Here is a 22,404-nt window from a genome sequence, read left to right on the forward strand (position 1 = left end):
AATCGGATGCGAGACAACAAAGTTCGCATACCCACCGAACACCGCCGATTCGTGGCGAGGGAGGCGCCCGACGACTAGCGTCGACACCACTGGACCGCCCTTCGTTCCACACAGTTTGGAGAGCGCCATGAACCTTCAGAAGGCGTTGAATGCCACCGCCGCATCGGGTCTCGTCGTCGCCGCGCTCGCGGCTGGAGCCGGGACCGCCTATGCGGCGCCCGCCAGCTCCGCCGTCCCCGGCGACGTCTCCGTCCCGCTCGTGCAGCCGGTCGTCGACAAGCAGACGGCACAGGACGATCTGATGCGGGAGATCACGATCGGATGGGAACGGGGCGGGGCCGCGGGCATGGCGACCGGCGCCGGCGTCGGACTCGCGATCGGCTGCGTCTCGATCTTCCCGAACTTCATCGCCGGCTGCATCGTCGGCACCGGGATCGGAGCGGCCATCGGCGCCTACAACGGCATCACCCAGTCGAACCCGAACGTGCAGCCCGCCTTCGACGCGTGGATGAACGCCACTCCATGAAAGGGCGGTGCGCGGTCGGATCGAGCGGACCGAAATGGTTCGACGGGATCCCGCTCGCGTTGATAGCGTGCCCCGGACCGTGACAGCACACGAGGAGGTGAGACCCATGGACGCAGCAACCCAGTGGGTGCTCCCACTCGTGGTCACGGTTCGGCGAACGACGTAGGTGTCGCCGGGAGCGCCTGGACAACGGCAATCCCGAAAGGCAACACACCATGCATTTCACCTCCGAGACATCGTCGCACGGTGTCATCGAACGCACATTCACGCTGGACGAAGTCACCGGTGTGCTCTGGTCACCCGAATCCGGTGCCGACGATGCGTCCCTGATCCTGGCCGGTCACCCCGGCGGACTGGACAAGAGGGCCCCGGCACACGTGGCCCGTGCCCACTCCGCGGTGACCATTGACGGGTTCCACGTCGCCTCCATCGACGCGCCTGGGCACGGCGACCGGCCGCGCAGCACGCAGGACCAACGCTTGGTCGCCGAGTTTCGCCAGGCTCGAGCGGAAGGCAGTCCGTCGTTCGGCCGGATCCTCGCCGACTACGGCGCATCCGTGGCCGAACGCGCCGTCCCGGAATGGCGGGCCACCATCGACGCCCTGCTCGCGCTGCCCGAGTTCAGCACACGAACACCGATCGGCTACTCCGGCATGTCGCTGGCCGGCGCGATCGGCATAGCGCTGACGGCGGCCGAACCACGGATCACCGCTGCGCTCTTCGGCGCGGTGTCCGCACACGACACCCTGCTCGAGGCCGCGAAACGAATCACCATCCCGATCGAGTACCTGATTCCGTGGGACGACAGGGACATCCCGCGCGAGTTCGGTCTCGAATTGTTCGACGCCTTCGCCTCCGACGACAAGGTGCTGCACGCCTACCCGGGCGCGCATCCCAGGGTGCCCACGGACGGCTGGATCGACACCCGATTCTTCCCCCGGCATCTCGGGCGGGCCGACACCCCACCCGCGGAATGATGTGACCGGGCATCGGCGACCGGCCCGGCGCCGGTCGCCGATACGGCTGTGTAACACCCGCCGCCGTCGAGCTGACTAACGAGACGACTTCAACCGAACGGGGGGACCGCAATGAAGATGTCGCGACTGGTGGGCGGCGCCGGGGTACTGGCCGTCGCATTGGGGGGAGTTCTGGCGCCGACAGCGAGCGCACAGGACCTCGGCAACAACGTCGGGCAGTACCAGCCTTGCAGCAACGTGTACCGCTTACCGTGGGAACCGGCTTCGCTCACGACCAACGTTGTTCTCAGCCCATTCGGCACTGCCGGTATCTACTGCGCGTCATGGCATGGCGTCACCGATAGCTATCAAGTCGATCCGTGGGGCAACAAGCACCGGATCACCATGGCCAGTGTGAACCTGGGCAGCATCGACCCGCCCCTGGGGTTCTACGTGTGGGATCCGGTGACGTTCTGACGCCTGTGCAACGCAGCGGGATCGCCCGAACCTCGCAGTGGTTCGGAACAGAAGACCTCACCTGGCCCGGACTCGGTTCCCGAGGATCACGACTGGGAGGAGGACCCCATCGTCGACGGACCTGCGCCGGACACCATCGAAGATTTCTGGTGCGACACGAACAATTACGCGAATCCTCATGAGGATGAGAGACGTCCAGATGTCGGAGACTGGCCGGCAACCTCAGGAGAGCTCCGAATGACATTACGGTGAAGCGTGTTGGCCGAGAAACGCTGAGCGCATGGAAGAGAGATGCTGTGAAGGATGACGGGTCGCTGCTGTACGCGTGCGTTGCGAACGACACCGAGCTGGTGCGCGAACGCCTGGTCGGCGCGACTCCCGCTCAGCTGAAGAAGTCCACTCAGGAGCACGGCACACCGCTGCACGCGGCCGCGCTGCGCGGCAACACCGATGCCGTTGATCTGTTGATCGCCGCCGGCGCGGATCTGGAGGCGGGCAACTTCGTCCGCAACAACCCGATGCTCGCCTGCATCGAGGCGGGTGAGCTCGACATGGCCCGCCACCTGCTCGAGCGGGGCTCGTCGCCGACCCGGAAGGGGCTGCAGAATCGCGGCGCGCTGAGCCTGCTGATCCTGCATTCGTGGGATCGCGACTTCGCCGAATACCTGCTGTCGCTCGGGGTCGATGTGAACGCGACCGCTCTCGACAAGCAGAACCTGCTCGGCGACGCGGCCGGCGTCGACAACGGCGACGCCATCGACTGGCTCCTCGGACGCGGGATCGACGAGTCGTTCATGAACGAGGCCCTGCGCGCAGCCGTCTGGTACAACGCGGTCGACGCCGTCGCCCTGCTGCTCGACAAGGGCGCCGATCTCGACGAGATGTTCCTGGCGGCAAAGGGACTCGGTAAGAGCGTGTACCACTGGACGGCCACCAGCCCGGGGCGGGAGCCGCTCCTGCGACTGCTGCTGGCGCGCGGCGTCGACTTCACCCGGGCCCCGGCCCGGCAGATCTCGGTCACCACGGGGAAGACGAAGCTCAGCCCCTTGGACTATGCGCGGGAGCGCCTCGAACTGTTCCCCGACGCTACGGCGATCGCCGAGAACATCGTCCTCATCGAGGGCAACAGCCAGTAGTGTCGACTTGTCCAGCAAGTCTTCTCGGGCAATCGCCGCGGCTCGCCGGTGGTCCTTGGCGGGCCGCTGCTACCACAACTCGGGCGTCGAAGATGTCCATGGCGACACCCGCCCTGAACGTTGCACGCCGAACGGCTATGAAGAGGGAGTACGGACAGGCAAGCCGTTGAACGACAGTTCGATTGCACAGCGCAGTGCGGGCGGTCTCGAGTGGCGGCTGTCGGGACGACCGCGCTGGGTGTCACCACTCGTACGGCACCTCGTCGGTGACATCCAGGTCGTCGCACAGCCGTCGGATGGCGCTGCAGTCCTGCACCAGCTTCCGCCGGGCTGCGTCGTGCGCGGCGTCGGCCACCAACGCCTCACCGTCGCGGACACCCTCGGACTCCATGATCGTGTTCCATGTGCTGTAGTCGTTGGCCTCGAATGCGCGGAGCGCGGTGGCCAGGCCGGACAACAGGATCCGCCGGTCGTCGGCGCCGAGCCGTTCGTACACGATCTTCAGCAGCTCCCCGGCGATCGACGAGTGGCAGTACTCGTCGCGTCGGTGCAGCACCACGGTGGACCGGTTCACCGGCTGGAGGTTCTCGTCGTCGGTCATCAATCCGAGGTAGGAACTGATCGACGTCTCGGCCACCGTCGTGAACGCCAAACTGGCCAGCGCCGATTCGCGCGGGGTGTCGGCCTTGGCGACCGCCTCGTACTGCCCGCGCACCGTCGGCCCGTACGGCAGCCGACGCTCCGGCAGGTCCCATCCGCGCCGGCGCCGCGTCAGCGCGCTCGCGTTCAGGTGCATCAGCGTGTGGTACTGCTCGTCGACCATCGCCTGGAGCGTGGCGATGGTCAGCGTGTCGCCGAGTCCGGTGCCGAACGCGTCCTGCGAGAGCAGTCGGAATCCGGGATTGACGACGTACTGCTCGACGTCCATGACGTTCTTGTTGTAGGCGATCCACGCCCAGGCCAGCACCCGGGCACGGGTGGGCTCGTCGAGCCGGCGGAACCGGTCGTCGTCGTGGAAGGGGATCAACTGCACCGGGTAGTCGTCCTTCTCGGCGTCGAACAGCGCGTCGAGGTCGGGTTCGGGGCGCTTGACGGTGGCCCGGCGCGGCCAGCTGCCCGCCAGCGCACTGATGATCGCGCTCTCCACCGGGTCGGCCGGATCGAACGGCGGCAGCGGCGGCAGCCGCAGCAACGACTCGGTCTCGGCGGCGTCGTCGGACAGGTTGGCGCTCACGGCATTCCTCCTTCCGGCGGTGGGTCCCGCAGCTGCTCGAAGAGCGCGGCACACGTCGTGCGGTAGCTGTCGAGACGGTCACCGAGCGGCCGGACGGCGTCCGCCATCAGCGCGGCGAAGGCACCCTCGTCGCCGCGCTCGACGGTCTCGGACAGCCGGGCCAGGGCCGCCGCCAAGGACTTTCGTGCCGCGGCGGCGTCCGGGTTGGAGGCCTGGACGTCGTGGTAGACCTCCGGGGTACCCGCCCCGACGCGGGCGAGCAGCGCGAGCATCGTCGTGTGCGGTGGGGGAGCGGTCGCCGCCAGTTCGTCGACGCCGACGCCCGCATCGGCCAACGCCAGCCCGAAGGCGAGGACGGCGGCGTGGGTGAGCGCCTGCGTGGCGGCGGCGACGCGATCGTGTTCGGCGGCGTCGAGGCGGACCACCCGCCCGCCCCAGCCGGCCACCACGCCGAGGAACCGGTCGACCGCGGGACCGTCGCGGTGCACCACCGCCGCCACCGGGCGACCGGCGATGCCCAGCGCGGGCGCGAACATCGGATTGATCCCCACCGACGGGCGGTCGGCCGCGCCGTCGCGCAGCGCCCGGTGAATTCGCGTCTTGGCGGACAGCGTCTCCACCAGCAGCGCACCGGGCCGCATGGCGTGCTCGACCACGGGGACCGCGCCGAGCGCCACCGCCTCCGGCACTGCGAGCACCACGATGTCCGCGTCGGAGAGCGCGGCGCGCACCTGATCCGAGGGCGCGCCGACATCACCGACGAGGACCGCCCGATCACCGTCGGGCCGGACGCGGTCGATCACCGTCACGTCGTCGCCGCTCGACCGCGCCAAGTCCGCGAGCATCGTGCCGACCGCACCCGCACCACCCACGACCGCGACCGCGACCCGCACGGTTCCGGAGTCAGCGCGCGCCGTCGTCACCGATCACCGCCCTCGACCGAAACGTCCTCCTCTGCTTCGTCACTGGCTTCGTCGCTCGAATTCACCGAGAGGCAACGGCGCATCGTGACCGCCTTGACCATCGTCTCCTCGAGCTCCTCGTTCGGATCCGACAGCGCGACGATCGCGCCTCCGACACCGAACGTCACCCGGTCCTCCGTCGCGACCATCGTGCGGATGACGATCGAGAAGTCGGCGGTGCCGTTGATCGAGAAGTAGCCGATGGCACCGGAGTACACGCCACGCGGTCCCTGCTCGAGCTTGTCGATGATCTCCATGGTCCGCAGCTTCGGGGCACCGGTCATCGAGCCGCCGGGGAAGGCGGCGCGGACGCAGTCGACACTGGAGACGTCGTCGCGCAGCGTGCCACGCACCGTCGAGACCAGCTGGTGCACCGGCGCGTACGTCTCCACGTCGAACAGCTTGGGGACGTGCACCGATCCGGGCACGCACACCCGAGACAGGTCGTTGCGCACCAGGTCGACGATCATCAGGTTCTCGGCGCGGTCCTTCTCGCTGTCGAGCAGGTCCTGGCGCAACGCCGCGTCGTGCTCCGGACGCGCGTGCCGCGGCCGGGTGCCCTTGATCGGCTTGGATTCCACGACCCCGTCGGCGCCGATCCGCAGGAACCGCTCGGGCGAGGCGCTGAGCACCGACACGCCCGAGAACTGCAGCAGCGCGCTGTACGGGGTGGGGCTGATCTCCCGCAGCGTCTCGTAGCTCTGCAGCGGATCGATGACCCGGTCGACGGTCGCCTCGTTCGTCAGGCACACCTCGTACGACTCGCCGGACCGGATCTCGTCGAGACACTGACCGATGAGCGCCAGGTACTCCTCGTTGCTGTGGCGCAGCCGCGGTTTGGTGTCCTCTTCCAGCTTGACCAGCGGGTGCGGGGGCGGGGCCTCGACGGCCTCGTCGAGTTCGCGGATCGCGGCCTCGACCCGCGTGAACCATTCCGGTACCCGCGGATCCGCCGGATCCTCACTCAACGCCAGCAGGTAGCAGGCCCCGCCGAGGTGGTCGATCACCACCGCGCGGTCGGCGAAGACGAACGCCGCGTCCGCGGTCGGTGACGTGTGGACCAGCTGGCTACCGGCGTCGGCCTTGAGCTCGTACCCCAGGTATCCGACGTAGCCGAGGCCGAACGCGAAGGGGAGGTCGGGGATCGGCGGCACCGCCCGCGCCCGGAGCTGCTTGTCGATGTAGTCGAAGAAACGCTGGTGGACCTGCTCTACCGGGCGTCCGGCGCGGTGCACGCACACCGTCGTCTCCGCGACCCGGTAGGTGAGGTACTCGGCCAGCGGCCCCGAGCAGTCGCCCATCACCGAGAACCGCGACTCGGGTTCGATGGCGGCGCTGCCGTCGAGCCAGAAGCTGCCCGAGCCGTCCGCGAAGAGCCGGCTGTAGACGTCCTGCGGATCCACCGCGCGATCCACCCGTCGACTGTGGACGACGTATCCGGCTGTGGTGCCGGGGGAGTCGCCGCCCGGTGCGGTGACCGAGACCGGGCGGGTGCTGCTCCGCGGCGCCGGGTGCCCGCGGCTCGGGGACAGATCCCGGAAGTTCGCGAGCAGGTCGTGCCCGTGCTGCGTGCAGATCGATTCGGGGTGGAACTGGACGCCCCACAACGGATGCCGCCGGTGCTTCGCGGCCATGAGCAGGCCGTCGTCGGTCCACGCGTGCGCCTCGAGATCGGGCGGAAGGTCCTCGACGATCAGCGAGTGGTAGCGCACCGCCTGGAACGGGGACGGCAGATCGGCGAAGATCCCGCTCCCGGAATGGCGGATCGACGACAGCCGTCCGTGCATCGGCACCGGCGCCAGGCCCACGTTGCTGCCGAAGAGGTGGCACAGGCCCTGATGCCCCAGGCACACCCCGAGCACCGGCAGTTCCCGGTTGGCGATCGCCCGGGCGCTGATCCCGAAGTCGCGCTTGCGGTCCGGCCGACCCGGTCCGGGCGAGATGACGATGTTGTCGAAGTCGTCGAGCGGCACCGACGCCCAGTCGGCGTCGTTCTTCACCACGTGCGGCGGCACGCCGTTGACCTCCGACAACAGGCTGTACAGGTTGTAGGTGAACGAGTCGTAGTTGTCGATCAACAGTGTTCGGGTCGACATGGCGTCCTCAGCCCGCGCGAGTGGGGTCGCTGTCGGACCCGATGACGGCGTCCTCGACCCGGCAGGTCTCGGCGATCATCACCTCGTACAGCCGCCGCAGGAACTCCGGGGACAGCCCGTTCGCACGTGCGAACTGCTCGGCGCGGGCCTGCACGAGGCCCACCCGCTGGGGCTGCATCATGGGAATGCTTTGACGTCGTTTGACCTCGGCGATCCGGACGCACACGTCGATGCGTGCCCGGATGTCGTCGAGAAGCCGCCCGTCGATCGCGTCGAGCTCCGCCCGCAGGCGCTCGAGTCCCTGCTGGTCGGCCGCGATGGTGCCAGTCGGGAATTCGGTGGTGTGGGCTCTCCTGGAGCCGCTGGTGTCGTCCATGCGCCACCTCGCCTTACATCTGCTGGACCGGCGCGGTAGTTCCTCTAGTTCTGCGAACCGTCGCGTCAGCCGAATCCGCCAAGCTGTATGCGTTCCCTCAATGATTGCACGGGTAGGTAGGCCTGGCGAATCTTCGAGAAATTTCGAAACCTCTCGAACCGGTGTCCGTCGACTTCGGTGACGGACGGGTCACGACACCTTCCGATCTGCCCGGATTCGGTTGCGCCACAGACGATCGTGCGGTATCTGCGGATGAATCACACGGCCCCGCAAAGTGGTTCGCGCTTCTCGCCGGGAAACCTACGGGCGTCGCATAGGCTGGTTCGCCGTTCGGTCCGAACCGGCGCGCGCGAGCATTCCCGCTCAGGTCGAAAAGCCGGTTTCGACGAGAACGCACTATTCGCGAGAATTTACATGAGGGAGTTTGTGGATGCCGTCCAAACGGTTGTCACCGTCACCGGCCCGAACGCGTAGTCGAGTAGGTAGAGCGATCCTGACAGCCGTCGCGGTCGGGTGCGCGGCCGTGCTGGTGCCGACGGCGGTGTCCGCGGCACCGGTGTATCCCGTCGCCGACCCCGACGGTTTCTACAACGCACCCGCCGGGTTGGCCGCCCGGGCGCCGGGCGACGTGCTGGCCGTGCGCCGCATGCCCCCGCTGCCGTTCTTCCCGAACACCGACGTCTGGCAGATCGCGTTCCGGTCGACGAACTCGCAGAACGCGCCGATCGCCGCCGTCACCACGGTCCTCGCGCCGGTGAACCGGCAACCGAACGGCCCGCTGCTGTCCTACCAGCACATCGTCAACGCGCTCGGCACCCGGTGCGCGCCGTCTCGGGCGCTGTACACCAACGACCCCGACCTCGTCATCCGGGAGGCACCGGCCCTCAACGTCGCGCTCACGCGGGGATGGACCGTGGCGCTCCCGGACCATCTCGGACCCGACAGCGCGTACGGGGCGGCCCGACTGGGCGGCCAGATCACCCTCGACGGGATCCGCGCGGCCCAGCGCGTGCCCGAACTGGCACTCGGGGCGAGCCCGGTGGGCATGGCCGGCTACTCCGGCGGCGGCATGGCCACGGCATTCGCCGCGGCGCTCGCGCCCGCCTACGCACCGGAACTGAACATCGTCGGGGTCGCCGAGGGCGGGGTCCCGATGAATCTCGGCAAGATGGCGCACGCCCTCGGCACCGCGCCGCATCCGGTCTTCGGCCTCGCGCTGGCCGCCGCGATCGGACTCGAGCGGGAGTACCCGCAGCAGCTGCCCATCGGCGATCAGCTCAACGGCATAGGCGTCGCGATGCGCAACGCGGTCGCGAATGCGTGCACCAACCAGATCCTCGCGACCGGCGCCGGACACAGCGCGGGCGAGATCTCGACGAGCACCGGCCTGCTCGACAGCCCGGCCGCGGCGGCGGTGCTCGCCGACAACAGCGTCGAGGACTATCCGGGCGTGCCGACCGCCCCGGTGTTCGAGTGGCACAGCCCCACGGACGCGCTGATCCCGGTCGATTCGATCGACGCCACGATTCGGCGGTACTGCCGAGCCGGGGCGACGGTCCAGTCCGAACTGTTCCCCAGCCCCGACCACCTCACCACCGCGGTGCTGGGGGCGCCGCGGGCGCTGGACTACCTCGACGCGCGCTTCCGCGGCGAGCCGGCCCCGCGCAACTGCTGACCGTCTCCGTTTCGATCCGGAAACAGTGCGACGCCGCCACGGAGATCCGTGGCGGCGCCGCACTGTCGTCCGTACGCGGTCGTTACGCGCCGCGACGCTTGGCCTTCAGCAGGTCCAGGCGCTCCTTGAGCAGTTCCTCGAGCTCCTCGACGGAACGGCGCTCGAGCAGCATGTCCCAATGGGTGCGCGGCGGCTTGACCTTCTTCGCCTCGGGCGCGCTGCCCTCGAGCAGGGTGCCTTCGAGGCCGTTCTTGCACAGCCACGTGCCGGGGATCTCGGCGTCGTCCGCGAAGGGGACGTCGAACTCCTCACCGTTGTCGCACCGGTACCGGGCGATGCGGCGAGGCGCCAGGTCGTGGTCGCGATCGGTCTCGTAGCTCACCGCTCCGAGTCGACTGCCTCGAAGTACACGATCTGCCATGGTGTGTCCTCTCTTCGTTCGTCACCGCGCCAGTTCGCCTCGAGCGGCGCACCGAGCGTTCACAACCATCTACAACGTCGCGAAATCCCGAATCGTTCCCGAGACTCCTGTGGATGCGGCCGCATCATCTTACCGGGGCCACCGCCGGTGCCCCGCAGTAAGGTGTTCGACCATGGCCGCAGCTCCCCGGAAACCCGTGTCGTGTGTGTGGTGCGGGCGAGAGGTCGCCGCGGTGGGCGTCGGACGGCGCCGCCGGTACTGCCGACAGTCGTGCCGCCAGCGGGCGTACGAGCAGCGCAACGCGGTGAAGGGAACGTCGATTCCGGCCGACGCGGTGGTGCTCACCGCCGAGGAGGCGTCCGCGCTGTCCGACCGGATGTTCGAGCTGCGCTGCGCCGCGGAGGACGTCGCCACCGCGATCGCCGAGGACGCCGACCGCGCCGAACTCATCGGCCTCGCGGACCGCCTCGTCGCGATGGCGCGCGACGCCGAACGCTACCGCTGACCAACTCCGAGGCGACGGCCGCAGCGGCCGTCGGAACGGCCCGCCGCACGGCCGGTGACAGCCCCACACCTGCGCGGACGTCGACCCCCTCGACCGTGTACAGCACCACCCGCTCGGGGGCGGTGCCGAGGACCCGGGCCAGCGCGAGGGCGGCGGCCACGTCCATGCCGTGACCGCCCGGTGTCCCGATCGTGTCGTGCCCGTCGACGGTCAGCCGGTGCAGCCGCCCCGGGTCCGGGGGTGTGCGCAGCACGAGGTCGACGACGACGGCCAGGTCCGCGCGGTCCCACGCGGACAGTAGATCGACGGTGTCGGCGACCGCGGCGACTTCGGCACCGCCCGGCAGGCGCCCGCGCAGCGCCCGCACCACGGCGGGCCCGAGGCCGTCGTCGCGGCGGTACTCGTTGCCGAGCCCGATCACCACCAGGCGTCCCGGTGCGCTCACCGCCGCGTCACCCGCAGGTCCAGGAAGTGCGTGGCGCACGAGATGCACGGGTCGTGGTTGCGGATCACCCGCTCGCACAGCGCGGTCAGCTCGGCGTCCGGCAGGTCGAGGTGGGCACCGATGCGGTCCACGAGGTCGGCCTCGATGGCGTCCTGGTTCTGCGCGGTCGGCGGCACGATGTCCGCGGACCGGAGGGTGCCGTCCCCGGCGATGTCGTACCGGTGGTAGAGCAGCCCCCGCGGCGCCTCGCTCACGCCGTGCCCGGTGCCGGCGCGGGCCGCGACCTCCGTCGCGGCGGGCTCGGGCCGCTCGTACTCGTCGATCAGACGCAGCGCCTCCTCCACCGCGTACGCCACCTCCACCGCCCGAACCACGATGCTGCGGTAGGGGTTTCGGCACTCGTCATCGAGCCCGGCGTCCGCGGCGGCCTGCCGGACCGTCGGCGACAGCTGCGCGTGGTTCAGCGTGTAGCGGGCCAGCGGTCCGGTCAGGACCGGGCCACCGTCCAGGCGGGCGTGCAGCGCCGTCGAATCCGGCACCTGCCGCTCGGTGACGTGGTCGGCGAACGCGGTGGCCGGGAACCGGTTGCCCGCGCTCGTGCGGATCAGGCCGTCCTCGATCGCGTACCCGGCGTCGTCGTGCAACGCCATCAACACCGGATCGAGACGCACGTCGGGGAAGTCGAAGCCCGCGACCCACCCGACCGTGCCCAGCGCGTCGTCCAGAGCTCGGCGCAGCGTCTCGGCGAGCGGCGCCAGGTCGGCGCGGGTCGGCGCCCGGTAGAACCCGCCGACGCGGACATTGATCGGATGGATCGGACGGCCCCCGATCGTCTCGAGGATCGCGTTCCCGGCCTTCTTGAGCGCAAGGCCGCGTTCGACCGCGCCCCGGTCGAGCCGGGCGAGTGCGATCGAATCCGGCACCCCGAGGAAGTCCGGCGCGTGCAGGAAGTAGATGTGCAGGGTGTGGCTGGCGATCCATTCGCCGCAGTACAGCAGCCGCCGCAGGGCCCGCACCCGGGGATCGACGGTGACCCCGCACGCCTGCTCGAGCGCGTTGCAGGCGCTCACCTGGTACGCGACCGGGCAGATCCCGCAGATCCGGGACGTGATGTCCGGCGGCTCCCGGAAGTCGCGACCGCGCAGGAACGCCTCGAAGAAGCGCGGCGGCTCGTAGATGTCGAGCCGGGCGTGCGCGACCGCACCGCCGGCGACGGTGACGTCGAGTCGGCCCTCGCCCTCGACCCGGGCCAGGGCCCGCACCGTCAGCCGGCGCCGCTCGGTCGCATCAGCATCGTCACGGCCCATACCGGCGGCCCTCCTCGAACCCGGGCGCGGCGACGTTGAACGTCGAGAACACCCGTCCGATGCCGGCGTCGTCCATGCCGCACCGGCGCAGCCACCCGGCCAGGGAGGCGATGTTCGGGTTCTCGGTGGGGCCGAAGCAGCCGTAGCAGCCGCGGGAATGGGCCGGACACAACGCGCCGCACCCGGCGTGCGTGACCGGACCCAGGCACGGGGTGCCGTCCGCGACCATGACGCACGTCAGGCCCCGCCGCTTGCACTCGTTGCACACGCTGGTGTTCGGCACGTTCGGTGCCCGGCCGGCGAGGAACGCGGAGATCACCTCGATCAGCTGGCGGCGGTCGATGGGGCAGCCGTGCAGCTCGAAATCCACCCGGACGTGCGCCGAGATCGGGGTGGACGTGGCGAGCGTGTCGATGTACTCCGGGCTCGCGTACACCGCCGCCGCGAACTCGGCGACGTCGCCGAAGTTCCGCAGCGCCTGCACGCCACCGGCCGTGGCGCATGCCCCGATCGTGACCAGGCGCTCGGAGGCGTCGCGGATCCGGTGGATGCGCTCGACGTCCTCGGCGGTGGTGACCGAACCCTCCACCAGTGAGAGGTCGTACGGGCCCGTGACCGACGCGCTCGACATCTCCAGAAAATGTGCGATGTGCAGTTCGGTTGCGACCGTGAGCAGTTCGTCCTCGCAGTCGAGCAGCGACAACTGGCAGCCGTCGCAGGACGCGAACTTCCACACGGCGAGCGTCGGCCGCGAGTCGGGGGGTTTCGGGAAGGCAGCCATCAGAGCTCCCGGGTGTGCAGCAGGGGGTGGGCGACCGCGTAGTCGACGACGGGCCCGTCACGGCAGAGCAGCAGTTCGCCGAGCTGGCAGTGCCCGCACACCCCGACGCCACACTGCATGTTGCGCTCGAGCGAGACCTGGACGCGGCGTCGGTCGAGGCCCTGGCCCTCGAGAACGCGCACCGCGAAACGCATCATCGCCTCAGGCCCACACACCAGGGCACGCGTTCGTGCCGGGTCCACCGGCAGGTGGGCGAGTGCCTCGGTGACGAACCCGACGGGACCGGTCCAGCCACAGGCGGGCTGGTCGACCGTCACCGTGACGTCGATGTCGGCGCCGCGCCAGTCGTCGAAGTCCGCGCGGTAGAGGATGTCGCCGGGACTCCGGGCACCGACCACGAGGGTGACGTTCCGGAACCGGGCGCGATCCGCCCGCACCGCGAGAACGGGCGCCCGCACGGCCGCTAGACCGACACCGCCCGCGACGATCACCAGATCGCCCCCGGCGGCGCCGAGGTCCCAGGTCGTCCCGTACGGGCCCCGTACCCCGACCATCGCACCGACCGGCGCGTCGTGCAGGGCGGCGCTGGCCGCACCGACGCTGCGCACCGTGTGGACGAGCACGCCGTCGGCGCGCGTCGGGTCCCCGCACACCGAGATGGGGACCTCGCCGACCCCGGGCGTGCACAGCATCATGAACTGGCCGGGGCGGAACCGCGACACCGCGGCGCGCGTAGGCGTCAGATCGAGCGTGACCGAGTCGTGCGTCTCGACCGTCCGACCCGTCACGCGGTACGCGAGCGGGACCAGCGACGATGCCGGCGCGGTCACGGCGCACCCGGATTCGCGTAGAGGTCGAGCAGGCGCGCCCGCGTCGCCTGCAGCCGGTTCAGCATCAGACCCGACATCGCCCGGGACACCGCGTACCCGAACGCGGGGTCTCGCTCGGACGCCGCGTGCAGCGCCTCGATGTCGATCTGCCACGCCTCGGTGAGGTCGGCGGCGCGGGCCCCGAAGGTCCACACGTGTGGGGGCCTCAGCCACGACAAGCCCAGCAGGTCGCCGCCGGAGAGCGTCTCGACGACGACGTCGCCGCGCCCGGGCACCGAGGTGGCCAGCACCACCCGACCCCGCCGCAGCAGCCAGCAGCGGCGCGCGGGCTCACCCTCCCGGAAGACGTACTCGCCCGGCACCCAAACCGCCGGCGTCCACAGCTGCTCGAGCCGCTCCCGCGCCGTGTCGTCGAGGCCCGGCAGCAGCACCGCGCGCGGGTCGGCGGGCGTCCCCGTCACCGCCCCGGCTCCCGGTCCGCGGGGGCGTCGGGAAACCCCGGCAGCGCACCGGTCAACCGGGCGGCCTCGGCGGTGATGTCGATGCCGACCGGGCACCAGTCGATGCAGCGGCCGCACCCCACACAGCCCGACGAGCCGAACTGGTCGAACCAGGTGCCGAGCTTGTGGGTCATCCACTGCCGGTACCGGCTCACGCTGCTGGTGCGCACGTTGCCGCCGTGCAGATGCGAGTAGTCGAGCTCGAAGCACGACGCCCACCGCTGGTGGCCCTCGGCGCGGTTGCCGTCGAGATCGCTCACCTGCTCGGCGCTGGTGCAGAAGCACGTCGGGCACACCATCGTGCAGTTCCCGCACGTCAGGCAGCGGTCGGCGACGTCGTCCCACACCGGCTCGTCCCGCGCGGCCCGCAGCAGCGCCTGCAGGTCGACGTCGGGCATCGCGCGCCCCATGTGGTCGCGGGCGCGGTCGACGGCGGCCCGCGCCTCGTCGACGTCGGCGGCCGTGGCGTCGCGGTGCGGGAGGCGCTCGAGCAGCCGCCGGCCGGTGTCCGTCCCGATCTCGACGACGAACCGGTGCCCCCGCTCGTCGATGCGTTCGGTGAGCGCGAGATCGAAGCCCGGCCCGGCGGCGGGACCGGTACCCATCGAGGCGCAGAAGCACACCCCGCCCGGTTCGGTGCAGTCGACGGCCACCACCACCAGGTCGCTGAGGACGCGGGCGGTGTAGCCGCCCGGGTCCGCACCCAGCACGGTGCCGAGTGTGTGGATGGCCGCCAGGTCGCATCCGCGCACCCCGAGGAACGCGAACCGGGGTTGTTCCGGGTCCGGCTCGGCGAACTGCCCGGCCGACTCCGTCCACAGCACCCGGTGCGGTGGATGCACGAACTGCTTCCACGACATCGGTCCCGACGAGTGCGCGAACACGGCCCCGTCGACGCGGCGGTGCAGCCGGTACTCGCCCGGCGCGGTCGTCACGCCCCACCCGTCGGGCAGCTCGGCGCCCGACTCGAGCTCGGCCAGCACGACGGCGCTGTCGCGGACCGTCGGGCCGACGACGCGGCGACCGTCCTCACGCAACAGCCGGATCAGGTCGTCGAGCGCCCGCCGATCGACGACGGCCGCGTTCGTGGCATCCATGGCACTCCTCGGCACATCTCCTCGGTCCATTGGTTCAGGGTCGTCACCAGCTGTAAAGGGCCATTCGACCCTGTGCGGGCGGCGGCGCTCCGCCCACCATCGGACTCAGGAGCGGGCGCCCACCTGCCCGGGTCCGAGGAGGCGCCCTGCGATGCCGGCGATCGTCACGCTCACCATGAACCCGGCACTGGACATCTCGACGAGCGCGGAGCGGGTGGGGCCGACGGACAAGATCCGTTGCGCCGAACCCCGGTACGACCCGGGCGGCGGGGGCATCAATGTCGCCCGCACCGTCCGGGTGCTGGGGGAGCCCGTGGTCGCGGTGTTCCCGGTGGGCTCGGCGACCGGCACGGTGCTCGGTGAACTCCTCGACCGCGAGGGCGTGTGGACCCGCCGCGTGCCCATCGCCGGCGCCACCCGCGAGAGCTTCACCGTCGACGAGCACCGGACCGGCGACCAGTACCGGTTCGTGCTGCCGGGACCGCACCTGAGCCCGGCCGAGCAGGAGCAGTGCCTGGCACGGCTCGCCGAGGTGGCCCGCGACGCCCGGTACGTGGTGGCCAGCGGCACCCTGCCGCCGGGCTGCCCGCCGGACTTCTACGACCGGGTCGCCGGGATGGCCCGCGACCTCGGGGCCCGGTGCGTGCTCGACACGTCGGGGGAACCGTTGCGCCGCACCGGCGCCGGGGTGTATCTGCTCAAACCGAGCATCCGGGAGCTGCGCGAGCTCGTGGACCGCGACCTCACCGACGGGGCGGCGCAGGTCCGCGCGGCCCGCGACCTGGTCGACGCCGGGCGGTGCCAGGTGGTGGTGCTGTCGTTGGGCGCGGACGGCGCCCTGGCCGTGACCGCCGACTCCGCGGTCCGGTTCGCGGCGATCCCGGTCGCGGTGCGCAGTGGTGTCGGCGCCGGGGACGCGATGCTGGCCGGGATCACCGTCGGCCTCGCGCGCGGCCGTCCGCTGTCCGACGCCGTCCGCCTCGGCATGGCCGCGGCGACCGCCATGCTCACCACGCCGGGGACCCGGCCGTGTCGGCGCGAGCAGATCGAGATTCTCTACCACCGCGGCTCCGACGCCACTAGCGTGGACAGCGTCAGGGTGGAGACGACCGAGAGGCAGGGGTCATGACCTCATCCGAACACCATCCGCACGATCCAGCCGATCATCCGCACGTCCACGGCGAGAACTGCGGGCACGAGCAGATCCAGCACGGCGACCACGTCGACTACCTGCACGACGGCCACCGGCACGCCGAGCACGAGGGCCACTACGACGAGCACGGCGAGGCCGGCTGAACGTCGGTGGACGAGACCACGGGGCAGCCGTTCGCCGCCCTGCACGAGACGCATTCGGGGGTGGTGTTCCTCCTCGGCGGGCGCGTCTACAAGGCGAAGAAGCCGATCCGCACCGACTTTCTCGACTTCCGCAGCCGCGACGCCCGGCGGGCGGTGTGCGCCCGCGAGGTGGAGTTGAACCGGCGCCTGGCACCCGACGTCTACCTGGGGGTCGTCGAACTGCCCGACCCCGGTGCCGCGGACGGCGAACCGCTGGTGGTGATGCGCCGGATGCCCGAGGCGGCCCGGCTCTCGACGCTGGTGCGCGGCGTCGACGGCGGGGACCGGATCGACGCGATCGCCGACACGGTCGCCCGCTTCCACACCCGGGCGCTGCGCGGGCCGGACATCGCCGCCGAGGGCGCCGAGACCGCGGTGCGCCGACGGTGGAGCAACAACATCCGTGAGACCCGGGCGCTCGACCAGGACGTCCTCACCGACGACCGGCTCGACGCGCTCGAGCGCCGCGTGCTGCGGTACCTCGACGGTCGCGGCGCGCTGTTCGCCGAGCGCGTCGCAGCCGGGCGCATCGTCGACGGGCACGGCGACCTGCTCGCGGACGACATCTTCTGGCTGGGCGACGGCCCCCGCATCCTGGATTGCCTCGAGTTCGACGATCGGCTGCGCTACCTCGACGGAGTCGACGACATCGCCTGCCTCGCAATGGATCTGGAGTTCCTGGGTCGACCCGACCTGGCCGGACGGCTGTTCGAGCGGTACGCAGCGACCGCCGACGACCCGGCCCCGGGCTCGCTGCGACACCACTATGTGGCCTACCGCGCGTTCATGCGCGCGAAGGTCGACTGCGTCCGGCATTTGCAAGGCCGCGCGGAGTCAGCGGAGGACGCGCTGCGCCACGCCGCCCTCGCCGAGGCGCACCTCGACCGCGGTGCGGTCCGGTTGGCGATCGTCGGCGGGCTGCCGGCCACCGGGAAGTCGACCGTGGCCCGAGCCCTCGCCGCGGAGGTGGGCGCCGTGCTGGTGTCGAGCGACGCGATCCGGCGCGAACTGTTCGCCGCCGAACGCGCCGCCGACCCGGATCCGGGGTTCGGCCGCGGGCGGTACGCGGCGGAGGCGACCGCCCGCGTGTACGAGGCGCTGCTGGACCGGGCCCGGCCGCACCTCGACCGGGGCGTGTCGGTGGTGCTCGACGCGTCCTGGATCGACGCCGACTGGCGCAAGCGGGCCACCGAGGTCGCCGCGGAGGCCCGCACCGACCTGGTGCAGCTGCGGTGCGTGGCCCCACCGGAGGTCACCGGGCGGCGCCTGCGCGAGCGCGCCGCCACCGCCCGCGACCACGACTCCGAGGCCACCGCCGAGATCGCGCGGGCGATGGCCGGCCGGGCGGACGCCTGGCCCGAGGCCACCGACATCGACACCGGAGGGCCGGTCGAGCAGGCACTGGTCGCTGCGACCACCCACTGGTCGTCCACCGTCGGTCGCGACCGGTGACGGCCTTTGCGTGCGCTCGCGCCCCCGCACTCAGGGCATGTACCGGCGATGTCATCGGATTCCGGCGTCGGGGCACTGCACGTAGGGCAGGCAGGGGGCGCAGCGCCGAGGAAGGCATGTCGGACACCGCGGGACGGCGTAGGTTGAGGTCATCGAGGACATGCCCGGCCAGGCAACATCCCGGCCACCGAGAACCATGTTCGGTTCGGTCGCGACAGGCGGGCGGGAGGCGAACGGCCATGCGGACGACATCGGGGCGCGATCGATGACTCGTTCGGAGATCGATCCCCGCCGGCTTGACGCGATGATCTTCGCACTCGAGGACGTGGTCGTCGACACCGCAGCCATCCGCTCCGTCGTATGGTCCGATGCCCTCGGCGACTTCTCCTCTCATCCTGCGCCTTTCACTGGTGACGACTACCGACGGTTCGTCGATGGCGTGTCGCACGTCGACGCGGTCGCCAGCGTCCTGTCATCGCGGGGGATCGACCTGCCGCGAGGAGCGCCGTCCGATTCCACGACGGAGGAGACGGTATGGGGGTTCGCGAACCGGGTCGAGGAGTCGTTCCGTACCCACATCATGCGTGAACGGGTGCCCGTTTTCGATTCAGCGGTCGAGTTGGTGCGGCGACTACAGAGCGCCGGGGTCCGGACGGCCGCCGTCTCCTCGAGTCCGGATGCCGAACAGATCCTGGAGGCGGCCGGGGTCGGTGGACTGTTCCCGTCACCACCTGCGCGGATGCGGGACGCGAACGGTTGGGCAGCACTGGTCGAGACCGCCCGAGCGCTGGGCGCCAGCCCCTCTCGGACCGGTGTCGTGCATGGAACACGGGCTGGAGTGAGGGCGAGCCGACAAGATGGATTTGCTCTGGTGATCGGTGTGGATTGCACCGGCGAAGTGGAACGGTTGCGTGGTGCGGGCGCCGACGTGGTGGTCAGTGACCTGTCGAGGGTCGAGTTCCGTGGCGGCACCCACCGCCTCTCGGATATCCCCGACGCCCTCACCTCCCGGCACCAGTCGGCAGCGATCCTGCGGACCCGGCAGCCCGCCGTGTTCCTGGACTTCGACGGGACGGTTGCAGAGATTGTGAACGACCCCGCCGCCGCACAGCTCGTCGACGGCGTGGCGACCGAACTCGCCCGCCTCGCCCGAAACTGCCCGGTCGGCGTCATCAGTGGCCGAGACCTGGCGGACGTGCAGGCCCGGGTCGGAGTTCCGGGCATCTGGTATGCGGGCAGCCACGGCTTCGAACTCGTCGGCCCGGACGGTCAGGGCTATCAGAACGACACGGCTCTCGTAGCCGCGCCGAGCCTCGACCGTGTCACTTCGACGCTCACTGACCGGCTGGGTTCGTTTCCAGGAGTCCTGTTGGAGCGCAAGCGGTTCGCAGTCGCCGTCCACCACCGCAATGTCGAGGCGGACCTGGTGGACGATGTGGTCGCAGCGGTGTACGCGGTCGCGGCAGGCGAACCTGGCCTCCGCGCAACCAGTGGCCGCAAGGTCACAGAGCTGCAACTCGACGTCGACTGGGACAAGGGACGCGCGTTGTCCTGGGTGCTTGACCATGTCTCCGAATCGGACGACCTGCTTCCGATCTACATCGGCGACGACCTCACTGACGAGGATGCGTTCGACGCGATCGAAGGCCGTGGTTTCGGAATCGTGGTGCGGCACGACGAGGGCGGCGATCGCCGGTCGTCGGCCCAGTACGCGGTCGACGGCCCCGCGCAGGTACACGAACTGCTCCAACGGATTGCCGACCTCGTCGGCAGCGACCCACGGACCGAGCCGCCTCCCGAGGACCCGTGGACGGTGTTCTTCGAAGGCTACGACGCGCCGTCCGAGAGGCTCCGTGAGGCGCTCTGCACTGTCGGTAACGGAGCGTTCGCGACGCGCGGTTGTGCACCGGAGTGCCGTGCAGGTCCTCTGCACTATCCGGGCACCTACGCGGCCGGGATCTTCAATCGGCTGCGGGAGGACAAGGGAAGCACCGTCATCGACAACGAAAGCCTGGTGAATCTGCCCAACTGGTTGCCCCTCACATTTCGAGTCGACGACGGACCGTGGTTCGACATCGACTCCACAGAACTACTCGACTACCGCCAGTACCTCGACCTACGCCGGGCGCTCTTCGTCCGGCGGCTCCGAATTCGCGACCGTGCCGGTCACACCACCTCGATCGTGCAGCGGCGCTTTTTTGCCATGCATCTCCCACACGTCTGCGCCCTGGAGACCACGATCTCCGCGGAGGACTGGTCGGGTCGGCTCGAAGTCCGATCGGAAATCGACGGCGCTGTCGAGAACACACTGGTCGAGCGTTACCGCGAGCTCGCGAGTAGGCATCTGGAGCCACTGGAAGCGAGGGAACTGGCGGCGGACTCCGTGCTGATTGCCATGCACACGACACGCTCCCGCATTCCCATCGCTATGGCCGCCCGCACCAGTGTGTGGCGCGACCATGAGCGACAACCGGCTGAGTATCGCCTGATCGAGGGCGACGGCCGGATCGGCCACGACATCACTGTCGCCCTCGAGGCGGGGCAGTCAGTCACCGCCGAGAAGATCGCCACGGTTTTCACGGGCCGCGACTTCGCGGTATCGGAGCCTGCCGACGAGGCCGCGCGATGGCTTGCGCGTGTCGGCCGGTTCGAGGAAGCGCTCGACGGCCACGTCCTCGCGTGGGCTCGGCTGTGGGACAGTCTCGGTATCGAACTCGAGGGGCACGGCCATGCCCTGCGCATCGTTCGGTTCCACCTGTTGCAGTTACTGCAAACCGTATCGCCGAACACCGCTGACCTCGACGCGGGGGTCCCCGCCCGGGGACTGCACGGGGAGGCATACCGGGGGCACATCTTCTGGGACGAGTTGTTCGTATTCCCGGTGCTCAACCTGCGCCTGCCCACCCTGACCAGATCGCTGCTGCGCTACCGCTACCGGCGACTTCGGGAGGCGCGCCGCGCGGCACGCGAGGCCGGGCGCACCGGAGCGATGTTTCCGTGGCAGTCGGGCAGCGACGGCCGCGAGGAAAGCCAACAACTGCATCTCAACCCGATTTCGGGACGGTGGAACCCGGATCCGAGCCGGCGTCAAATGCACACCGGCATCGCCGTCGCCTACAACGTATGGCAGTACTATCAGGTCACCGGAGATCTGGAGTTCCTCATCGAATTCGGTGCCGAGATGCTCATCGAGATTGCCCGCTTCTACGCGAGCCTCGCCGAGTTCGACGCGGACCGCAGCCGGTACATCATCCGAGGTGTGATCGGGCCGGACGAGTTCCATACCGGCTACCTGGATGCCCCGTACGACGGGATCGACAACAACGCCTACACGAATGTGATGACCGTGTGGGTGCTCCTACGCGCAATCGACGCACTCGCGGTCATCCCACGACAGATCCGCTCGGACCTCACTCAGGCCCTCGGGTTGCCGACGCAGGAAATCACACGATGGGAGGACATCAGCCGCCGCATGTTCGTTCCCTTCCACGATGGCGTGATAAGCCAGTTCGAGGGTTACGGAGACCTGGCGGAGTTGGAGTGGGAGGCGTACGGCCGCCGCTACGGCAACATTCAACGCCTGGACCGGATTCTGGAGGCAGAGGACGACGATGTGAACCGATACCGGGCCTCGAAGCAGGCGGACGTGCTGATGCTCTTCTACCTGTTGTCCGCCGACGAACTTCGAGACCTGTTGCAACGCTTGGGCTACAGCTTCACCGCGGCCGCCATTCCCCGGACGATCGACTACTACATTGCGCGAACGTCGCACGGGTCGACGTTGAGCAGCGTCGTCCACTCGTGGGTGCTGGCCCGAGGTAATCGCGATCGGGCGATGGAGTTCTTCGATCGTGTACTCGCGTCCGACGTCGCCGACATCCAGGGCGGCACCACCTCGGAGGGGATCCACCTCGCTGCGATGGCAGGCAGTGTCGATCTCGTCCAGCGCTGCTTCTCGGGGCTCGAGGTCCGCGGCGACCGTCTCGTCTTCTCGCCGAACTGGCCGTCGACGCTGGGGACCCTCGAGTTTCCGGTCTTCTATCGGGGGCACCGCCTCCGGTTGAAGATCAACGGCCGCCAGATCGAGGTGCGCGCCGCGCCGGGCAATCAGCCGTCGATCCAGATCGAATGCCGCGGGCGGGTGGCGCAACTGCTTCCGGGCTCCACGGTGTACCTCGATTAGCGGCAATTCCTGGCCCGGAAGACCAGCCGGGGAGTTGCTTCTGCCCCGGGTCGCACCGCCGATTGCAGGAATTGAGAGCCGGACGATCGCCGGTTGCACGCTGCGCGCTA

The 22,404-nt window shown here is 69.9% G+C and carries 21 protein-coding genes; 10 read left to right on the forward strand and 11 right to left on the reverse strand.

Annotated features, from left to right (window positions below):
* Positions 1-127 precede the first annotated feature (127 nt).
* From ABTV10_RS12480 to ABTV10_RS12495, 4 genes are all read left to right on the forward strand, one after another.
* Complete coding sequence (locus ABTV10_RS12480) at positions 128-526, forward strand: hypothetical protein (protein ID WP_499027312.1); 399 nt, start codon at positions 128-130, stop codon at positions 524-526.
* Between the two features lie 215 nt (positions 527-741).
* Positions 742-1,503, forward strand: coding sequence for a hypothetical protein (locus ABTV10_RS12485; RefSeq protein ID WP_499027314.1), 762 nt, complete (start codon positions 742-744; stop codon positions 1,501-1,503).
* A 111-nt stretch (positions 1,504-1,614) separates the two neighbouring features.
* Entirely contained in the window at positions 1,615-1,959 is a 345-nt protein-coding gene (locus ABTV10_RS12490; protein WP_499027316.1) for a hypothetical protein, read from the forward strand.
* 296 nt (positions 1,960-2,255) lie between these two features.
* Positions 2,256-3,095: an ankyrin repeat domain-containing protein gene (locus tag ABTV10_RS12495; RefSeq protein WP_499027318.1), complete on the forward strand. Its 840-nt coding sequence runs from the start codon at positions 2,256-2,258 to the stop codon at positions 3,093-3,095.
* A gap of 241 nt (positions 3,096-3,336) precedes the next feature.
* On the opposite strand, the gene ABTV10_RS12500 is transcribed toward ABTV10_RS12495, so the two are convergent.
* The 4 genes from ABTV10_RS12500 to ABTV10_RS12515 are packed head-to-tail and all read right to left on the reverse strand — an operon-like array spanning position 3,337 to position 7,763.
* A complete protein-coding gene (locus ABTV10_RS12500; protein ID WP_499027320.1) occupies positions 3,337-4,329 on the reverse strand; it encodes an AurF N-oxygenase family protein in 993 nt (330 codons plus the stop codon).
* A complete protein-coding gene (locus tag ABTV10_RS12505) occupies positions 4,326-5,252 on the reverse strand; it encodes a prephenate dehydrogenase/arogenate dehydrogenase family protein (RefSeq protein WP_499027321.1) in 927 nt (308 codons plus the stop codon). Before ABTV10_RS12505 ends, ABTV10_RS12500 begins: the two co-directional genes overlap by 4 nt.
* Positions 5,249-7,387 carry an aminodeoxychorismate synthase component I gene (gene pabB, locus ABTV10_RS12510; RefSeq protein ID WP_499027324.1) on the reverse strand — a complete coding sequence of 713 codons (2,139 nt, stop codon included), beginning with the start codon at positions 7,385-7,387 and terminating at the stop codon, positions 5,249-5,251. The genes ABTV10_RS12505 and pabB overlap by 4 nt, the downstream gene beginning before the upstream one ends.
* Positions 7,388-7,394: 7 nt before the next feature.
* Complete coding sequence (locus ABTV10_RS12515; RefSeq protein WP_499027325.1) at positions 7,395-7,763, reverse strand: chorismate mutase family protein; 369 nt, start codon at positions 7,761-7,763, stop codon at positions 7,395-7,397.
* A gap of 523 nt (positions 7,764-8,286) precedes the next feature.
* Between ABTV10_RS12515 and ABTV10_RS12520 the strand changes: the two genes are divergently transcribed.
* Positions 8,287-9,438 carry a lipase family protein gene (locus tag ABTV10_RS12520; protein ID WP_499027327.1) on the forward strand — a complete coding sequence of 384 codons (1,152 nt, stop codon included), beginning with the start codon at positions 8,287-8,289 and terminating at the stop codon, positions 9,436-9,438.
* An 82-nt stretch (positions 9,439-9,520) separates the two neighbouring features.
* Here ABTV10_RS12520 and ABTV10_RS12525 read toward each other — a convergent pair whose 3' ends face one another.
* Positions 9,521-9,859, reverse strand: coding sequence for an RNA polymerase-binding protein RbpA (locus ABTV10_RS12525; RefSeq protein ID WP_127916791.1), 339 nt, complete (start codon positions 9,857-9,859; stop codon positions 9,521-9,523).
* Positions 9,860-10,031: 172 nt separating this feature from the next.
* Here ABTV10_RS12525 and ABTV10_RS12530 point away from each other — a divergent pair, with 172 nt between their 5' ends.
* Positions 10,032-10,364, forward strand: coding sequence for a hypothetical protein (locus tag ABTV10_RS12530; RefSeq protein WP_433613144.1), 333 nt, complete (start codon positions 10,032-10,034; stop codon positions 10,362-10,364).
* Here ABTV10_RS12530 and ABTV10_RS12535 read toward each other — a convergent pair.
* Genes ABTV10_RS12535 through ABTV10_RS12560 form a run of 6 tightly spaced genes read right to left on the reverse strand, consistent with a single transcriptional unit; the run spans position 10,306 to position 15,324 of the window.
* Entirely contained in the window at positions 10,306-10,809 is a 504-nt protein-coding gene (locus ABTV10_RS12535) for a hydrogenase maturation protease (RefSeq protein ID WP_499027330.1), read from the reverse strand. The two genes, ABTV10_RS12530 and ABTV10_RS12535, sit on opposite strands and share 59 nt — an antisense overlap.
* Positions 10,806-12,116 carry a Ni/Fe hydrogenase subunit alpha gene (locus tag ABTV10_RS12540; protein WP_499027332.1) on the reverse strand — a complete coding sequence of 437 codons (1,311 nt, stop codon included), beginning with the start codon at positions 12,114-12,116 and terminating at the stop codon, positions 10,806-10,808. The genes ABTV10_RS12535 and ABTV10_RS12540 overlap by 4 nt, the downstream gene beginning before the upstream one ends.
* On the reverse strand, positions 12,106-12,897 hold the full coding sequence (locus tag ABTV10_RS12545; RefSeq protein WP_433613150.1) for an NADH-quinone oxidoreductase subunit B family protein: 792 nt from the start codon (positions 12,895-12,897) through the stop codon (positions 12,106-12,108). The genes ABTV10_RS12540 and ABTV10_RS12545 overlap by 11 nt, the downstream gene beginning before the upstream one ends.
* Complete coding sequence (locus ABTV10_RS12550) at positions 12,897-13,727, reverse strand: FAD/NAD(P)-binding protein (RefSeq protein WP_499027334.1); 831 nt, start codon at positions 13,725-13,727, stop codon at positions 12,897-12,899. The genes ABTV10_RS12545 and ABTV10_RS12550 overlap by 1 nt, the downstream gene beginning before the upstream one ends.
* Positions 13,724-14,188 (reverse strand): cyclic nucleotide-binding domain-containing protein, encoded by a 465-nt coding sequence (locus ABTV10_RS12555; RefSeq protein WP_499027335.1) that lies wholly within the window; start codon positions 14,186-14,188, stop codon positions 13,724-13,726. Before ABTV10_RS12555 ends, ABTV10_RS12550 begins: the two co-directional genes overlap by 4 nt.
* Positions 14,185-15,324 (reverse strand): 4Fe-4S dicluster domain-containing protein, encoded by a 1,140-nt coding sequence (locus tag ABTV10_RS12560; RefSeq protein WP_499027337.1) that lies wholly within the window; start codon positions 15,322-15,324, stop codon positions 14,185-14,187. The genes ABTV10_RS12555 and ABTV10_RS12560 overlap by 4 nt, the downstream gene beginning before the upstream one ends.
* Positions 15,325-15,475: 151 nt before the next feature.
* Here ABTV10_RS12560 and ABTV10_RS12565 point away from each other — a divergent pair, with 151 nt between their 5' ends.
* The 4 genes from ABTV10_RS12565 (at position 15,476) to otsB (ending at position 22,294) form a co-directional block, all read left to right on the forward strand.
* Complete coding sequence (locus tag ABTV10_RS12565) at positions 15,476-16,453, forward strand: 1-phosphofructokinase family hexose kinase (RefSeq protein WP_499027338.1); 978 nt, start codon at positions 15,476-15,478, stop codon at positions 16,451-16,453.
* A complete protein-coding gene (locus ABTV10_RS12570; RefSeq protein WP_433604122.1) occupies positions 16,450-16,620 on the forward strand; it encodes a zinc transporter permease in 171 nt (56 codons plus the stop codon). Before ABTV10_RS12565 ends, ABTV10_RS12570 begins: the two co-directional genes overlap by 4 nt.
* 6 nt (positions 16,621-16,626) lie before the next feature.
* Positions 16,627-18,111 carry a bifunctional aminoglycoside phosphotransferase/ATP-binding protein gene (locus tag ABTV10_RS12575; protein ID WP_499027341.1) on the forward strand — a complete coding sequence of 495 codons (1,485 nt, stop codon included), beginning with the start codon at positions 16,627-16,629 and terminating at the stop codon, positions 18,109-18,111.
* A gap of 265 nt (positions 18,112-18,376) precedes the next feature.
* Positions 18,377-22,294 (forward strand): trehalose-phosphatase, encoded by a 3,918-nt coding sequence (gene otsB / locus ABTV10_RS12580; protein ID WP_499027343.1) that lies wholly within the window; start codon positions 18,377-18,379, stop codon positions 22,292-22,294.
* The last annotated feature ends 110 nt before the right edge of the window (positions 22,295-22,404 follow it).

The sequence above is a fragment of the Paraburkholderia sp. RHO2 genome (assembly GCF_050955445.1).
Classification (GTDB): domain Bacteria; phylum Actinomycetota; class Actinomycetes; order Mycobacteriales; family Mycobacteriaceae; genus Prescottella; species Prescottella agglutinans_A.

What these genes read in the sequence shown, in the direction of transcription:
- ABTV10_RS12480 (WP_499027312.1), top strand. Translation starts at nt 128, where the DNA reads ATGAACCTTCAGAAGGCGTTGAATGCCACCGCCGCATCGGGTCTCGTC.
- ABTV10_RS12485 (WP_499027314.1), top strand. Translation starts at nt 742, where the DNA reads ATGCATTTCACCTCCGAGACATCGTCGCACGGTGTCATCGAACGCACA.
- ABTV10_RS12490 (WP_499027316.1), top strand. Translation starts at nt 1,615, where the DNA reads ATGAAGATGTCGCGACTGGTGGGCGGCGCCGGGGTACTGGCCGTCGCA.
- pabB (WP_499027324.1), bottom strand. Translation starts at nt 7,387, where the DNA reads ATGTCGACCCGAACACTGTTGATCGACAACTACGACTCGTTCACCTAC.
- ABTV10_RS12515 (WP_499027325.1), bottom strand. Translation starts at nt 7,763, where the DNA reads ATGGACGACACCAGCGGCTCCAGGAGAGCCCACACCACCGAATTCCCG.
- ABTV10_RS12525 (WP_127916791.1), bottom strand. Translation starts at nt 9,859, where the DNA reads ATGGCAGATCGTGTACTTCGAGGCAGTCGACTCGGAGCGGTGAGCTAC.
- ABTV10_RS12530 (WP_433613144.1), top strand. Translation starts at nt 10,032, where the DNA reads ATGGCCGCAGCTCCCCGGAAACCCGTGTCGTGTGTGTGGTGCGGGCGA.
- ABTV10_RS12540 (WP_499027332.1), bottom strand. Translation starts at nt 12,116, where the DNA reads ATGGGCCGTGACGATGCTGATGCGACCGAGCGGCGCCGGCTGACGGTG.
- ABTV10_RS12545 (WP_433613150.1), bottom strand. Translation starts at nt 12,897, where the DNA reads ATGGCTGCCTTCCCGAAACCCCCCGACTCGCGGCCGACGCTCGCCGTG.
- ABTV10_RS12560 (WP_499027337.1), bottom strand. Translation starts at nt 15,324, where the DNA reads ATGGATGCCACGAACGCGGCCGTCGTCGATCGGCGGGCGCTCGACGAC.
- ABTV10_RS12565 (WP_499027338.1), top strand. Translation starts at nt 15,476, where the DNA reads ATGCCGGCGATCGTCACGCTCACCATGAACCCGGCACTGGACATCTCG.
- ABTV10_RS12570 (WP_433604122.1), top strand. Translation starts at nt 16,450, where the DNA reads ATGACCTCATCCGAACACCATCCGCACGATCCAGCCGATCATCCGCAC.
- otsB (WP_499027343.1), top strand. Translation starts at nt 18,377, where the DNA reads ATGACTCGTTCGGAGATCGATCCCCGCCGGCTTGACGCGATGATCTTC.